The sequence below is a fragment of the Flexivirga oryzae genome (genome assembly GCF_014190805.1).
GTDB lineage: Bacteria > Actinomycetota > Actinomycetes > Actinomycetales > Dermatophilaceae > Flexivirga > Flexivirga oryzae.
In genome coordinates this window covers 50,211-65,391 of record NZ_JACHVQ010000004.1, presented here as the reverse complement: position 1 = coordinate 65,391, position 15,181 = coordinate 50,211, and the positions used below count along the sequence as shown (strand labels likewise).

Genomic DNA, 15,181 nt, shown 5'->3' with positions numbered 1-15,181 from the left:
GTGACTCACACCACGCCCGCAGGACCGGGGGCTTGATGGGTTCGTCCCGTACGATTTGCCCGGTGTTACGACGGTGGCTGACGTGGGTGGTGTGCCTCGCCGTCGTCGCCGTCGCCGGATCCTTCCTGATCTCCTACCTGACCCGGTGGCCGGCCGCGAAGTCGATCAGCCAACCCGGTCCGATCATCGTGGTGAGTCAGCCGACGCTGTCCTGGGACCAGCTCAGCGCCACGCGCACACCCACCCTGTGGCGGCTCGCGAAAGAGGGCGCGGTCGGCTCGATGACCACCCGCAACCTCAGCTCGCACAGCTGCGACAGCCAGTCCTGGCTGACCTTCGGCGCCGGCAAGCGCACCAGCTACGGCGCCGGCGTCCCGATGACACCGCCCGGCCAGCAGCCGAAGCCGTGCCCCGTCCAGGACGCACCCACGCTGCTCACGACGACACCGGCCACCGGCGCGGGTTCGCCCGCCGCCTTCTCGTTCTGGAAGGACCTGCGCACCGCGGCCCTCGCCCGCACGGTGCCCGCCGACCCGTCCAACCTCACCACCCGGATGACGCAGGCCGGTCAGTGCATCACCGCGGCGGGCCGCAACGCGGCGCTCGCCGCTGCCAACACGGTCGGCCGGGTCGAGCACTACGTCGCAGACCCGGCCACCGTCGACGTCACGTCCTGCCCGATCACGCTGATCAGCCTGCCCAGCATCGACGACTCGCTGCTGGGCCGGATCCTCGCCCGCGCACCGGAGAACGCGACGATCGTGGTCGCCGGGTTCGCGGACCAGACCGGCCCCGAGGTGTTGCACACCGTCGTGATCGACGGGCCAGGGGTGCCGCACGGACTGCTGACGTCATACTCCACCCAGCAGCCGGGCGTCGTGCAGCTGACCGATCTGAGCGCCCTGGTCCTGTCCCGGTTGGGCAGCAAGGCGCCGCACCTGCCCGAGGGCCGCGTACCCATGGTGCAGCCACGGGGCTCCGGGACCAGCGCGATCACCGACGCGTCGATGGTCGCCATGCAGCTGCGGATCGAGCACGGCCTGTCCGGCGACTTCCTCGCCCGGTTCATCGTCACCATGGCGGTCCTGCTCGGCGCCGGCGGTGTGTGGTGGCTGGTGCGCCGGCGTCGCGCACGCGCCGGCCGTCGCGTCGGCTCCGGCAAACTGCTGCGGTGGTGGGTCAGCGGCTGTGCCGCGATCACCGCCTCGATGCCGGTCAGCACCTGGCTGATCGGCCTGATCGCCTGGTGGGACGCGCCCGAACCACGGACCGCGCTCGGCTGGGGCATCGTCGGGCTCGCCGCCCTGATCGCGCTGCTCGCCCTGATCGGACCGTGGCGTCGTCACCCCATCGGAGCTCCGGTCTTCATCGCTACCGTCACGCTGACGGTGCTGCTGCTCGACGTCATCCACGGCACGCCGTTGCAGTTCGTGTCGATCATGGGCCTGCAACCGGTGTATGGCGGGCGCTTCTACGGCATGGGCAACGTCGGCGACTCCCTCATCGCGACGTCGGCGCTGCTCATCTCGGCGCTGCTCGCGGGCGTGCTCTACGCCAAGGGCCACCGCAAGCTCGCCGCCGCCACCGTGATCCTGATCGGGCTGGTGACCCTGCTGATCGACGGCACCCCGACGTGGGGCGCCGACGGCGGCGGCCCGCTGGCCATGTTCCCGGCGTTCGCCTACCTGGCCCTCAACGCCGGAGGCCTGGCGCTGACCTGGCGGCGGGCGGCGCTCATCTGCGGGGCCGCGGTCGGGATCGTCGGCACCATTGCGGTGCTCGACTACCTGCGCCCGCCGCAATACCGCACGCACCTGGGCGATTTCGTCGCCCAGATCCGCTACCACGGTGACTTCTCCGGCATCGAGCGGATCATCACCGCCAACTGGAACATGTTGAGCAGCAACGCGTTGACGGCCGTGGTGCCGCTGATCCTGGTGCTGTCCTTCGTGGTGCTGCTCACACCGTCGCGCTGGCCGGGCCAGGCACTGATGCCGCTCGTCAGCCGGGTCCCGCTCCTCGGTGAGGGTCTGGCGGCCATCGTGGTGTTCTGGTTCATCGGGTTCGCCTCGAACGACTCCGGCGTCTCCATCCCGCCGACGGGTCTGTTGCTGCTCGCGCCGCTGCTGATGCTGCTGGCGGCGACACCGACGGCAACGCCATACACCCGGCAGCGGGTGAAGGGCACCCTCGCGCACCCGAAGGCCCGGGCCGAGCCGGCGGCCGACTCCGAGTAAGTATCCGATCCGGGGTCCCGCGAAGGATCGCAGCGACCCCAGGGTCCCCGAGAAGTATCGGAGCGACGAAGGAGCGGAGAACTTCGTGGGGTTCAGCGAATCGTGATCTGCCGCGACACCAGACCGGCTCGCGCGCGGCGTTCCTCGTCGGTCAGTGCGTCGCCGGCCCGGACCGAGGCGAGCGCCTCCTCGAAGCGGCCCGCGAGTTCGCCCATGGCGGTGTCGTATGACGCCGCCTCGGCCGACGCGTCGACCTCCCACACCGGGACCAGCAGGCCGCAGGTCCGGAAGGCGCCCAGCAACCGGCCCTCGCCTCCCAGCGCATCGCGGTGTGCTGCGTGCAGCCGCGCGAGCGCGGCGGTGGCCTCGTCCTCCGCGTGCGGCAGCACCCACCGCACGTACGTGCGTTCACCGATCCGGCACCAGTAGGCGGAGTCGGCGGACGGCAGCGCCTCGGTGGGTGAGACGGCGGCATTGGCCTGCTCCAGCGAAGCGGCACCCGCCTCGTCCAGCTCGCCCTCCTCGACCCAGAAGTCGAAACCGTCGTGCAACTGCAGCTCGAGCGGCTGGTCGGTCAGCAGGTCCTGCAGGCGCGGGGTCTCGGCGGTCACCGGCGGGGGCTTCGGCACCGGCACCCCCGGCTCCGCCTGCACGGTGGCGAGCAGCGCCGCGGCCAGGTCCCGGGACAGGTCGCCGGATCCGGCGCCAGACTGGGTGGCGATGAACCGCTCACCGTCGCTGCGGCACAGCCCCGCCCACGCCAGCGGCAGCACGGTTGCGACGGTCGCGGTGTGGTCGGCGCCGTCATAGGTGAAGGCCAGGCGCGCCGTCGCGGCCGGCAGGATCTCGCGCAGCGCGACCCAGCTGGTCTCGCTCGCCAACCCGTCGAACGGCCTGGCCGCGAACGGGACTCGCGCGGGCTTCTTGTGAGCGCCCTTGCGGCGCGATGCCTTACCCATGAACGCCAACCTTAGGTGGTCGGTCGGGCACCCCGGTCATGCACATCGCGCGCTCCACCGCGCGATGTGTCTAACCCGGGTGATGCTGGCCGGCCCCGCGGATCGCGTCGGTCACGGCGGCGAGCGCGAGCAGCCGTACGACGTCGACGTGCGCCGGCACGCCGCCGGTTGCTGCCGCGACGAACGCGTCACCGTCGAACCGCGTGTGCGGCGGGTTGATGGCGCGCGCCAGCCCGTCGTGCGCGCCTTGCGCGACGATGCGGCAGCCGACCTTGTCGAGCCGGGCGTTGGTGACCACGACACCGATGGTGGTGTGCGTACGGTCGAACTCGAACGACCCGCGCAACGCCTCGACCGGCGCCAGGTCGACGGTCCGCGAGCCGGTGTCGATGTCGCCGAAGGCGTTGACCACCACCAGCGCCCACATCACGACGTCACCGAGCCGACGGGTCGCGGTGTGTATGCCGCCGGGCCGCGCTCCGTCCGGGCCGCGCCAGTGGCTGACGTAGGCGCCGGTGCCGGCACCCACCTGTCCGACCGGCGGGTCGTCGCTGGTGACCGCGGACGCGGCGGCATACCCCTGCTCGGCGCCGGGGCGCACCGTGCTGTCGCCGACCGCGAGATCGAAGATGCCGAGCGCCGGCACGATCGGGACCGCGCCCGCCGGTGTGGGGACGCCGCGGCCGAGCTCCTCCATGCGGCGCATCACTCCGTCGGCCGCGGCCAACCCGAAGGCCGAGCCACCGGTGAGCAGCAGCGCGTCGATACTGGTGACGGACTTCTCCGGCTCCAGCAGGGTGAGTTCCCGGGCGGCGGGTGCACCGCCCCGGCACTCGTACGACGCCACCGTGCCGACCGGGAATTCGATTGCGGTGCAGCCGGTTTGCGCCTCGGCGTCGGTCCAGTGACCGACCTTGACGCCGTCGACGGGGATCACGGTGCTCAGATCCTGCGGCGGGACGCGCCACCGAGGGCGGCCCACACCATGGTGTGGCCGTCGTCGTCGTCGACACCCCATTCGTAGGCGAGCGAGCGGACGATCCGCAGACCGCGTCCGCTCGGCGCCCAGTCGGCCTGCGGCTTCGGCTTGGGTTGTTTGTCCGAACCGCCGTCGGTCACCTCGATCTCGACCCGCGGGGGCCGGGCCCGCCAGCGCACCCGGACGGTGCCGTCGGGCAGCGGGCGGCCGTGCAGGATCGCGTTGGCGACGAGTTCGGCGACGACCGTCTCGGCCTCCTCGACGACGTTGTCGGGCAGCTTGCCGGTGCCGAGATCGGCCACGACCTCTTCGCGCACCTGCGGCACGGAGTCGATGGTCCACGGCAGGCGCACCGTCCGCACCCACGGCTCAGCTCTGTGCTTGTCACTCACGGAGCCATCATGCACGACGGGCCGTCAGCGCCCCGCATAGGCAACGTCAACCATCTCCCGCACCAGGCCGGGACGGTTGGAGATGATCGCGTCGACGCCCAGTTGCAGGCACAGCTCGATGTCGGGCTCCTTGTCGACCGTCCACACGTGCACCTGGTGGCCGTAATGGTGTTGGCGGGCAACGAATTCGGGGCTACGCCGGACCATCCCCATCCGCGGGCCGACGATCGCGACGTTGGCCGGCAGGCCGTCGCGGAAGAACGGCGAGGTGCTGACCTCGACCAGCTGGACCCGCTGCAGGTGCGGTGCCAGTTTCGCGATCCGCTGGATCGCCATGGACGAGAACGACATCACGCGCACCACGGGCTTGTCCGGTGCCGGCCGCAGCAGGTCGAACTCCCCCAGCAGGTTGACGAGGCGCCGCTCGACCTCCCCGGCATACCGGGTCGGGTGCTTGGTCTCGATGACCAGGTCGGGCTTGCGTTCGCTGGCCATCGCCGACCGGATCAGCTGCCGCAGGGTGAGGATCTTGGCGTGGTGCCGGTCGGGCTGCTCGGTGTCGTCGGCGTGCAGGGCCTTCCAGCTGCCCCAGTCCATGCCCTCCAGTTGGGCAAGCTCCAGCGCGGACACGACCCCACGCCCGTCGGAGGTGCGATTGACCCTGCGGTCGTGGACGCAGACCAGGTGCCGGTCGGCGGTGAGCCGGATGTCGCACTCGAGCCCGTCGGCGCCTTCTGCGATGGCGTGCTCGTAGGCGCCGAGGGTGTGTTCGGGGTTGTCATGGCTGGAGCCGCGGTGAGCGATCACCTTGGGCGGGCCGCCACCGAGTGGTGAGCCGATTGTGCGCACGTGCCCATCGTTGCAAAGGTCGCCGCGAGTATGTCGGCGACCCGCAGGTATGTCGGCCACCCGCGCCGCCCCCGGCGCCCCGGTCCCCTGCGCCGACAGGCCCACTTACGATCGACAGGCTCACCAATCGGACCTCCGAACGGGCGCAAAACGCCCTATTTACTGAGCCTCTCGGTCGTTACTGAGCCTCTCGGCGTGTCGTCAGCGGCCGGTGAGGAGCTCGGTGACGACGGTGACGTCGTGGAACGGCACGTCGCCGTCGGCCAGGTGCTGCACCCGTTCGTGGCCCTTGCCCGCGACCACTACCACGTCGCCGCGTTGCGCGTCGTGCAGCGCCGCATCGATCGCAGCACGCCGGTCGAGCACGATCCGCGTGTTCGACGGGTCCGCGCCGGCCATCACCTCGTCGGCGATCTCCTGCGGATCCTCGTGATAGGCGTCGTCGGTGGTGATGATGGCGACGTCGGCCAGTTCGGAGGCGACGGCGCCCATCTTGGGTCGCTTGTCACGGTCGCGAGCACCGGCTGCGCCATACACGCACAGCAGCCGGCCGTCGCCGGCCACCTCGCGCGCGACCTCGAGCACCGCGCGCAGCCCGATGTCGGTGTGCGCGTAGTCGACGACGACCTCGAAGCCACGCTCCACTGCGGCCGGCACCCGCTCGAACCGGCCCGGCACCTGGGCCATGTCACGGACCGCTCGCGTGAGTACGTCGGGCGACATCCCCATCTCGAGGGCGATCCCGGCGGCGCCCGCGACGTTGTGCACGTTGTAGTCACCCAGCAACGGGATCCGCAACGACACCGTGCCGTGCCCGGGAGTGACCAGATCGAAGACCGTGCCGGTGCCGTCCCGCCGCTCACGCTCGATGCGGTAGTCGGCACCGGTGCTCACGCCGAAGGTGAGCGTGCCCTCGATCTCACCGGCCAGCCGCGCACCCCACTCGTCGTCCGCGTTGGACAGCTTCGGCCCCTGCGTCCACTCGAACAGCTTGCGCTTGGTGCGGTAGTACTCCTCCATCGTGCCGTGCAGGTCGAGGTGATCACGGGTCAGGTTGGTGAAAAGCGCTGCTGCATAACGGGTTCCGTCGACCCGGTGCAGATGTATGCCGTGCGAGCTCGTCTCCAGCACTACGTGCTGCACACCGCCGTCGCGCATCCGCGCCAGGTTGGCCTGCACGACCGGCGCTTCCCCGGTGGTGCGGACCGCCACCTGGTGGTCGGACCCCACGATGATCTCGGCGGTCGTCATCAGGCCGGTCGCGGCCTCGCCGTACGCAGCGCTGAGGATGGCGTGCAGCACGTACGAACTGGTGGTCTTGCCGTTGGTGCCCGTGACGCCGTACACGGTCAGGTCGTATGACGGATGCCCCGCCAGCTCGGTCGCGAGCGCCGCCAGCGCGACCCGGTCGCTCGGCACCACGGCTGTCGGCGCTCCGTCGATCGCCTCCTCGGCGACGATCAGGATCGCGCCGCGTTCCAGCGCCTGCGGCACGAAGTCGGCGCCCCGGGAGGTGAAGCCGTTGATCGCGACGAAGGCGCCACCGGGCACGACAGCGCGCGAATCGTGGGTGACGGCGACGACCGGCCCCGGCAACGGGGGCACATCGACGCCGAGCACCCGAGCGACGGTTTCCTGGTCCAACGACACCGCAGGAGCGTACCCGGAAGGCCGGGTGTTCACCGCTCCCGCCATGCCACGCCGCACCAACGCCGCAGCTGCGGGGCCGCGAAGAGACGTTCCACGCGTCGATGCACACCGCTAGCGACCTCTAGGAAATTTCTTATATTTTGGAATACATCCCCATCCGGAGGGACCGGACACCCGTCCGGTGGACACGAAGATTACGAACGGGTCTCACGGGCCTTCTCGATAGTGGTCTGTGGCGACGTCCGTGTCAGACTCGCGGAAGGACCGGTCGGCGTCGCATCGGACTGCAGCCACTCGGCAGTACGCGTCACCGGACGAGACACACCACCGCAGCTACGTCGAGAGATTCGCCACGCAGATGACTGAGCCCGAACACGAGGTCCCGGCGCGCCCGGCGTTCGTGCTGCGGGTGCGTGCGGACTCCACCGGCGCGCAGACCGGCTGGCTGGACGACGAACCCGTAACGCCGCCGCCGGGCGTCGGCATCCATCGCGCACTGATCCAGGCCGCGCGGCAGCGCGCCGACCGCACCGACCGGGGCAGGACCATCAGGGTCGCCGGGGTGACACCCGACGGGACGGTGTTCCACCTGGCGGTCGGCCCGGACGGCCGGACGTGGGAGGTCCCACCACCGGCGGAGGACGACGACCCGGACGCCGTGCCCGACGAGGTCTCCCATGTCGCGGAGCTGCAGGAGCACGACGGCCGGCTGGTCGGGCTGGTGGACGGCGAGGAGATCCCGCTCGCCGCGGGTGAGGACCCGTACGAGCAACTGTTGCGGGAAGCCCGCAGCCGGGCCGACACGCACGCTGCCGGCCGCACCGTACGCGTCCTCGGGCGCACCCCCGACGGGCGGGTCTGGCACATCGCGCTCGCCGCCGACGGCACGCAGAGCGTCGTGGCGCCCGTCGCCACGTCCGTCAAGGCGCCGGCCGCACCGGTCAACGCGTTCCGTCCGCTCGAGGCCGAGGACGAGCCCGCGCCGCAGGCGGCATACGCGGTGGAGTCGGAGGACGAGCCGGAGGACGCGCCACCCACGCAGGTCGAGCCACCGGCGGTCGACACCCCCGCCACCGACGAGCTCACCGACGATCTGGGCCGGCCCATCCCGACCACCACGACCCAGGCCGGCGGCCACCCGCAGTTCAGCCCGCTTCCGCCGGCCCCGGAGGAGCCCGACGAGGCCGAGGACGAAGCCGCCACCGCACCCGAGGCGACCGCCGAGCCGAGCCGCGGCCCGTCCCGACGCAGGCTGCTCCTCGGCGGGGCGGGTGTCGTCGTCCTGGCGGGGGCTGCGACGGCCGGCTTCTTCGAGCTGCGCGGAAACAGCACGAAGGCCACCCCTTCCCCGACGATGACGGGGACGCCGCTGCCGGACGGGCTGCGGCCGCCGGCCGGCCTGCCGGCGAGCTACCTGTGGTCCGTCGTCAACCTCTCCGACGTGGCACCGCGGCTGGCCGTCACCGACACGCGACTGGTGTGCACCGTCGACAACGACACCACCGGGGGCACCCAACTGCTCGCGCTCGACGCGACCACCGGCAAGTCCGTGTGGAAGGCCGACCTGCCCATCGATGCGATCATCGCGAACGGGCCGACCCTGTGCCCGATCGACGGCACCAGCTCGATCGTGCTAACCAGCCAGAGCCAGATCATCGCCTACCCGCTCGGCGGCGGAGAAGCCAAAACCTGGCCGCTGCAGAGTGATTGGAGCACGTCGATCACCCCGAGCGGCGTCATCGTGACCAAGCCGGACGACAACGGCGCGGCCCACGTGCTGCACGACGACCGACTCGTGCGACGCGCGATCGTCAAGGGCACCAACGCCGTGGCGGTGCTCCGCGACGGCACGCTCGTCGCCACCGACTCCCACGGCCGGGTGTGGCTGAGCGACGACGAGAAGAAGGTCCCGAAACCCAAGAAGTTGCAGGCACCGCCGGGCACGGTGGCCGGCACCTACGTCGCGGCCACCGCGACCCAGCTGATCACCGCATTCGTGCCGAAGGACCGGCCGACGACGTCGCGGCTGCGCGCGTTCACGCTGCCGGACCTCGAGCCACGCATGACCACCGAAGCCATCGACCCGGCGGTCTTCCCGAACACCTTCCTGCTCGCACCGGACGAGAGTTGGGCGGTCGGCGGCAATTCCTGGATCGACATGCACACCGGGAAGAGTCACGTCATCACGGCACGGTGGTCGCCGATCGCGATCTCCCAGTACGACTCGTGGAGCAAGTCCGGCGACAACATCCTCACCGCCAACCGCAAGGGCGAATCGCTCGGCGCGGCCAAGGGTTCCAGCGGTCAGGTGCTGGTTCCCCGGGGCGGCACCGCGAAGTTCGCCTACTGTGTCGGCTCGGTCGGCAGCGACACCACGTTGTATGCCGTGCCGTTCTCGTAACCCCGGTCCACGAGAATGACGGTGTGCTGACTGCCGGATTGTTCGTGGTCGCGGTGCTGCTCACGTGGCCGGTCCCGCGTCTGCTACCTCGTGTGACGGCGTTGCAGCACGTCCCGGGCCCGGCTCTGCTGCTGTGGCAGGCGGTTTCGCTGTCCGCGATCTTCGCGGCGGTCTGCCTCGCCCCGCTGGCGATCCTGCAGGCCGTCCGCGACGGGCGGCAGATACCGGCGCCCGCCGCGAACATTCCGCTGCTGGTGCTGGGCCTGCTGATCTCCTGTCTCATCGTGGCGCGGCTGCTGCTGCAGGGGCACCGGGTGGGGCGCAACCTGCGCGCGGTCCGCCGGGAACACACCGAACTGGTCGACCTGCTCGGCGACCGCGCACCCGATCACGAAGGCCCGCACGGCCCCGTCACGGTGCTCGCGCACCCGACGCCGACCGCCTACTGCATTCCGGGCCGCCGACGCCGAGTCGTCTTGACCGACAGCACGATCCGGGCACTGCCGGCCGACGAACTGGCCGCCGTCCTGGCGCACGAGCGGGCCCATCTGCGCTTGCGGCACGACCTGGTGCTGGAGTTCTTCACCGTGTTGCACACGGCCGTGCCACGTATGGTCCGCAGCGATCGCGGCATACAGGAAGTGCGGTTGCTCATCGAGCTGCTCGCCGATCGCGCCGCCTGCCGCGCGGTCGGTGCCGTCCCCGTCGCGCGGGCGCTGCTGCAACTGTCGGGCGGCATACACCCGGACGCCACACTGGGCGCGAGCGGAGCACCCGCCGGGCGGCGGATGGAGTTGCTCGCCGACGACCGGCCGCACCGGCTGTTGTCCACCGTGGTGATCGCCGGCGCCGTTCTGGTGCTGGCCGCCACGGGCGTGATCGCGTGGGGTGCGCTGCTCGGTGTCGGGTGACCCGGCTCAGCCGCGGTGCTTGCGCTCCACCTCGGCAAGACCGGCGCGCAGCACGTCGAGGTCGGCATCGCTCGCGTTGTCGAGGAACTGCAGCAGGGCCGCCTTCCGGTCGTCGGGCGCGAGCGGTGCCAGGCTCGACTGCAGCACCTGGGCCGTCAGCTCGTCACGGCCCGACGCCGCCCGGTAACGCCAGGCACGGCCGACCCGTTCCCTGCTGACCAGGTCCTTCTTGGCGAGGCGGTCGAGCACGGTCATCACGGTCGTGTAGGCCAGGTCGCGGTCGACGAGCCGTTCGAGCACCTCACGCACCGACAGCCAACCGTCCGGCGGGAGCGCCCACAGCTGCTCCATCACCGCACTTTCCAGGTCACCGAGCCCGGATCGACGCTGCCTCACCACGACGACACCGTAACTCTCTCCCCGATCGTCGTCGGCACCTGTATGGCGACCTCGCGGTCCGGCGCCAGCTCGACGACCGCCTGGTGGGACACCGCCACGACCGTTGCGCCCGGCGTGGCGGCGCGCACATCGGCCAGCACCGCCCGCGCGGTCGGACCGTCCAGGTGCGCCACGGGCTCGTCCAGCAGCAGCACCGGGCGACCGGACAGGACCGCGCGGGCCATCGCCAGCCGGGCGCGCTCACCGCCGCTGACGCTGCGGCCGTCGCCGAGCTCGGTGTCCAGGCCGTGCGGGAGCCCGCTCAGCCACCGGCCGAGGCCCGCGTCGATCAGTGCGCGGGCAACAGCGGCATCGTCCGCGTCCGGTCGGGCGAGCAGCAGGTTGGCGCGCACCGATCCGGCGAAGACGTGCGGTTCGTCGTCGACGATCGCGATGCGGGAGCGGACCGCGTGCAGCGACTGGTCGCGCACGCTGCGGCCGGCGAAGCGGTAGGTGCCTGCGGTGGGGTCGAGATGCCGGGCCAGGACGGCCAACAGGGTGGACTTGCCGGCGCCGTTCGGGCCGGTCACGCTGATGCGCTCGCCCGGGTGCAGCTGCAGGTGGTCGACCGTCAGGTCCGTGTGGCTGCCGTCCCAGGAGGCGCGCACCGCGTCCAGGGTCATGTCCGGTTCACCGGTGCGGTCCTGCGCGGACGGTGCGGCGTCATACACGGCGGGTGGGTGGGCGGTCAGTGAGTCCAGGCGGCGCCGGGCCTGCACTCCCCGGGCCGCCGAGCCGACCGCGTCCGGCAGGTCGCCGAGTACGTCGGTCAGGGCCAGCGGACCCAGCACCAGCAGCGCCGCGATCGGCGCACCGACCTGCCCCTGCGCGAGCGCTTGGTGCGCAACCAGCGCTGTGCCGACGACGCCCAGACCGGCGATGAACGTCGTACACGCGGTGCCGACCGACCGACCAAGTGCCTGCCGACCGGCAGCGCGCACCGCTGCCGCGGCAGCGTCGTCCATCCTGCGCAGCAGCCGCTGCCCGAGCGAGATCGCCTGCACTGCAGCGACATTCGTCACGATCAGTTGGGCCTCGCGGTTGACCGCACCGCGGGCATCGAGGGTATGACGCTGCGACGTGCTCTCCAGCCGGAAGTCCCAGCACGCTGCCGCGGCTACCGCGAGCAGCACGCCCGCGAGCACGAGGCCGCTCAGGGGGTGCAGCACGGTCACGACCGCCAGCGCGATCACGGCGGCGACCGCCGCCCCGAGCAGCGGGACCAGGGTGCGCACCTGCACGTCGACCTCGTCGTCCAGGTCGGCGACCGCGCCGGTCAGCACATCGGCGCGGCGCCGCCGGCCCAGCCTGGCGGGGGTGAGCGGAATGAGCCGGGTGTAGAGCGACGCCCGTCGATCGACGAGGTCGGCGAGCGCGGCGTCGTGGGAACGCAGCCGCTCCGCGTAGCGCAGCACCGGGCGGCCGATGCCGAACGCCCGCACACACACGATCGCGACGAGCAGGGTGAGCACCGGCGGGCGGGTCGCCGCCTGCACGATCAGCCAACCGGACGTGGCCGTGAGCGCGACACCGCAGGTCGAGGCCAGGGCGCCGACGGCGGACGCGGGCAGCACGCCGCGCGCCGGCCGCCAGACCGATGTCGGACGGCTGACACGCTGGCCGAGCGAGCCCCCGACCAGCGGTGGCCGAGTAGCGCGCAGCGGTGGCCGAGTAGCGCGAGCCCCAAGGGGCGAGCGCGTATCGAGGTCCCGCGCACCCGAATCCCGCTGGCCGAGCCGGGCGAGGAACGAGCCCGTGTCGAGGTCCCGCGCGGCCGCCTCACCAACCCGGATCACCTTGTCCGCCAACGCGATCAGCGACTCGCTGTGGGAAGCCACGATCACGGTGCGCTCTGCGGCGAGCTCGCGGATCAGCGCCTCGGCCGCACGCCGCATCTGCGGGTCCAGGTGCGCGGTCGGCTCGTCGAGCAGCACAAGTCGCGCACCGGACAGGCGCGCGCGGGTCAGCGCCAGCAGCGCGCGCTGGCCCGCCGACAGGCCGAAACCGTCGTCGCCGACAGGTGTTTCGAGCCCGGCAGGAAGTCGCCGCAACGGCTCGGGCAGCCAGTCGGTGCCGGCCGGCAGTCGAGCGCCGAGGCCCAGGTTGTCCGCGAGCGTGCCCGGGATGAGGAACGGCCGCTGGGTGACGTAGTGGACATCGGGTGGCCGCTCGATGCCGCCCGCGGTCGGCCTGCGCAGACCGGCGAGCAGGTCGAGCACGGTCGTCTTGCCCGCGCCGGACTCCCCCGCCAATACGGTCAGCCCGCGCTCTCCGACGAGCCGGAAGTCCTGCAGCACCATCCGTTCGGTGCCCGGGTAGCGGTAGCTGAGTCGGTCGGCGTGCACGCTCGCCCCCGCCGCGGGTCGGTCGCCGGGCGCGGCCTGTTCACGCAGCTCCGCGATCGCCTGCGCTCCGTCGGCTGCGGCGTGGAACTCCTGGCCGACCCGTCGGATCGGCCAATACGCCTCCGGCGCGAGGAGTATGGCGATGAGGCCACCCTCCAGCGACATCTCGCCGTGCACCAGCCGGAGTCCGACCGCGACGGCGACGATCGCGACCGAGATGGTTGCCAGCAGTTCGAGTGCGACCGAGCTGAGGAAGGCCGTGCGCAGGGTGCGGACTGTCGCCCGTCGCAGCCGATCACCGACGGCTCGCACGACCTGCACCTGATGTTCGGCCCGCTGGTAGTTGGCGAGCGTCGGCAGACCACGCATCACATCGAGGAAGTGCCCGGTGAGCCGGTCGGTCTCGCGCCAGCGGGCTGCCGTTTCGTCGCGGGTGTGCTGACCGATCAGGGCGGCGAAGAGTGGCAGCAGCGGCAGCGTGAGCACGACGATGAGCGCGCTGACCCAGTCGGTCACGGCGAGCGCGATCAGGGCCAGGGTGGGCACGACCGCGGCACTGACCAGGGCCGGGAGGTAGCGGGCGACATACGGCTCGACTGCCTCGGCGCCCTGCGTGGCACGGCTGAGCATCACGGTCTCGCTGGGCCGTGTGTCGATGGTGCGCGTCAGCCAGCCGTGGACGGCACGGCGGCGCAGCACGCTGGCGATATACGAACCGGCCCACGCCGCAACGCGTTCCGCTGCACCGGAGACGACTGCCCGCAGTCCGAAGACCACCAGCACCGCGATCGACGGGCCGAGCAGGGGCCGGGCGTGCACCACCGCGATCACCAGCCCGGCGACGCTGATCGCCTGGGCGATCGCCAGGGCGCCCTGCAGCACGCCGAGGGCGCCGAGTGCGGCGAGCGGCCGCCGCACCGCGGGTTCGGAGCGGATCAGCTCGGGATCGAAGGGACGCATCAGCCGACCTTCACCTCCGCAAGTGGATCCGTTTGCGGCGCAATGTGTTCGGCGTTGACCCGTTTGCGGAAGATCCAGTAGGACCAGGCCGTGTAGAGCAGCATGACCGGGGTGAACACGACCGCGGCGCCGGTCATGATCTGCAACGTCAGATGCGAGCTGGCGGCGTTGTGCACGGTGAGGCTGTACGCGGCGTTCGTGGTGCTCGGCATGACGTCCGGGTAGGCCGCGAGGAAGTAGCAGGCCACGGTTGCGCCGATGGTCGCGAAGGTGCCGGTGAAGGCCAGGCCGTCACGGCCTGCCCGATCGGCCACCAGCGCGCCGATGAAGGCGACGAGACCGAGTCCCGCCACCAGCCAGGACCATACGGTGCCGGTGTGCACATTGACCCAGACCAGCAGTGCGATCGCGAGAAGCGCTGCGACCGGGGCGAATCGGCGCGCCACCGCCCGGGCGTCGTCCCGGACCGGTCCCGAGGTCTTCAGCGCGAGGAAGAAGGCGCCGTGCACGAGCGACACCGCCACGAGGGTGACTCCGCCGAGCAGGCTCATCGGATTGAGCAGGGTGAGGAAGTTGCCGGTGAAGTTCCCGGAACGGTCCACCGGCACACCGTGGATCAGGTTGGTGAGCGCGACACCGACCAGCAGCGGCGGCAACAGCGATCCCCCGATGATCGCGATGTCCCAGCCTGCCCGCCAGCGGTCGCTGTCGCGCTTGTACCGGTAGTCGAGCCCCATGTTCCGCAGGATGAGCGCGACCAGGAGCAGCAGCATCGCCAGGTAGAAGCCACTGAACATCGTGCTGTACCAGGCAGGGAACGCCGCGAACATCGCACCACCGGCGGTGATCAGCCACACCTCGTTGCCGTCCCAGAAGGGGCCGATGGTGGTGAGCATCAGCCGGCGCCGAGCGTTGGTCTCCTCGCTGGTCCGGCCGCGTCCGATGACGGCGAGCAGCATGCCGACGCCGAAATCGAATCCTTCGAGAACGAGGTAGCCCGCCCACAGCAGACCGATCAGGATGAACCAGAAGGTTTCCAGGGACATCGTCAATCTCCTTC

General features: G+C 71.2%; 11 protein-coding genes. 3 read left to right on the top strand and 8 right to left on the bottom strand.

All coding sequences use genetic code 11. The annotated features are described in order from the left end of the window. Window positions 1-62: 62 nt before the first annotated feature. On the top strand, window positions 63-2,237 hold the full coding sequence (locus tag FHU39_RS19490) for a hypothetical protein (protein ID WP_183322403.1): 2,175 nt from the start codon (window positions 63-65) through the stop codon (window positions 2,235-2,237). A gap of 92 nt (window positions 2,238-2,329) precedes the next feature. On the opposite strand, the gene FHU39_RS19485 is transcribed toward FHU39_RS19490, so the two are convergent. The 5 genes from FHU39_RS19485 to FHU39_RS19465 all read right to left on the bottom strand — a co-directional run bounded on the left by FHU39_RS19485 (window position 2,330) and on the right by FHU39_RS19465 (window position 7,066). Continuing rightward, a complete protein-coding gene (locus tag FHU39_RS19485) occupies window positions 2,330-3,196 on the bottom strand; it encodes a DUF5926 family protein (protein ID WP_183322402.1) in 867 nt (288 codons plus the stop codon). 70 nt (window positions 3,197-3,266) lie between these two features. After that, entirely contained in the window at window positions 3,267-4,133 is an 867-nt protein-coding gene (locus tag FHU39_RS19480) for a P1 family peptidase (protein ID WP_221185738.1), read from the bottom strand. Between the two features lie 5 nt (window positions 4,134-4,138). Further along, a complete protein-coding gene (locus FHU39_RS19475; protein ID WP_183322400.1) occupies window positions 4,139-4,567 on the bottom strand; it encodes an ATP-binding protein in 429 nt (142 codons plus the stop codon). Window positions 4,568-4,591: 24 nt separating this feature from the next. Then, window positions 4,592-5,416: a glycerophosphodiester phosphodiesterase family protein gene (locus FHU39_RS19470; protein ID WP_183322399.1), complete on the bottom strand. Its 825-nt coding sequence runs from the start codon at window positions 5,414-5,416 to the stop codon at window positions 4,592-4,594. 201 nt (window positions 5,417-5,617) lie between these two features. Then, a complete protein-coding gene (locus tag FHU39_RS19465) occupies window positions 5,618-7,066 on the bottom strand; it encodes a UDP-N-acetylmuramoyl-L-alanyl-D-glutamate--2,6-diaminopimelate ligase (RefSeq protein WP_343066025.1) in 1,449 nt (482 codons plus the stop codon). A 358-nt stretch (window positions 7,067-7,424) separates the two neighbouring features. Between FHU39_RS19465 and FHU39_RS19460 the strand changes: the two genes are divergently transcribed. After that, a complete protein-coding gene (locus FHU39_RS19460) occupies window positions 7,425-9,467 on the top strand; it encodes a hypothetical protein (protein ID WP_183322397.1) in 2,043 nt (680 codons plus the stop codon). Between the two features lie 23 nt (window positions 9,468-9,490). Continuing rightward, window positions 9,491-10,378, top strand: a complete 888-nt coding sequence (locus FHU39_RS19455) for a M48 family metalloprotease (protein ID WP_183322396.1) — start codon at window positions 9,491-9,493, stop codon at window positions 10,376-10,378. A gap of 6 nt (window positions 10,379-10,384) precedes the next feature. Here FHU39_RS19455 and FHU39_RS19450 read toward each other — a convergent pair whose 3' ends face one another. Genes FHU39_RS19450 through cydB form a run of 3 tightly spaced genes read right to left on the bottom strand, consistent with a single transcriptional unit; the run spans window position 10,385 to window position 15,167 of the window. Further along, complete coding sequence (locus FHU39_RS19450) at window positions 10,385-10,777, bottom strand: BlaI/MecI/CopY family transcriptional regulator (RefSeq protein WP_343066024.1); 393 nt, start codon at window positions 10,775-10,777, stop codon at window positions 10,385-10,387. Further along, window positions 10,771-14,121, bottom strand: a complete 3,351-nt coding sequence (cydC, locus tag FHU39_RS19445) for a thiol reductant ABC exporter subunit CydC (RefSeq protein ID WP_183322395.1) — start codon at window positions 14,119-14,121, stop codon at window positions 10,771-10,773. Before cydC ends, FHU39_RS19450 begins: the two co-directional genes overlap by 7 nt. Beyond that, window positions 14,121-15,167 carry a cytochrome d ubiquinol oxidase subunit II gene (cydB, locus tag FHU39_RS19440; protein ID WP_183322394.1) on the bottom strand — a complete coding sequence of 349 codons (1,047 nt, stop codon included), beginning with the start codon at window positions 15,165-15,167 and terminating at the stop codon, window positions 14,121-14,123. Before cydB ends, cydC begins: the two co-directional genes overlap by 1 nt. Between the last annotated feature and the right edge of the window lie 14 nt (window positions 15,168-15,181).

Bases quoted from the DNA above. Each gene is read 5' to 3' on its own strand.
- cydB (WP_183322394.1), bottom strand. From the start codon at position 15,167: ATGTCCCTGGAAACCTTCTGGTTCATCCTGATCGGTCTGCTGTGGGCG.
- cydC (WP_183322395.1), bottom strand. From the start codon at position 14,121: ATGCGTCCCTTCGATCCCGAGCTGATCCGCTCCGAACCCGCGGTGCGG.
- FHU39_RS19485 (WP_183322402.1), bottom strand. From the start codon at position 3,196: ATGGGTAAGGCATCGCGCCGCAAGGGCGCTCACAAGAAGCCCGCGCGA.
- FHU39_RS19460 (WP_183322397.1), top strand. From the start codon at position 7,425: ATGACTGAGCCCGAACACGAGGTCCCGGCGCGCCCGGCGTTCGTGCTG.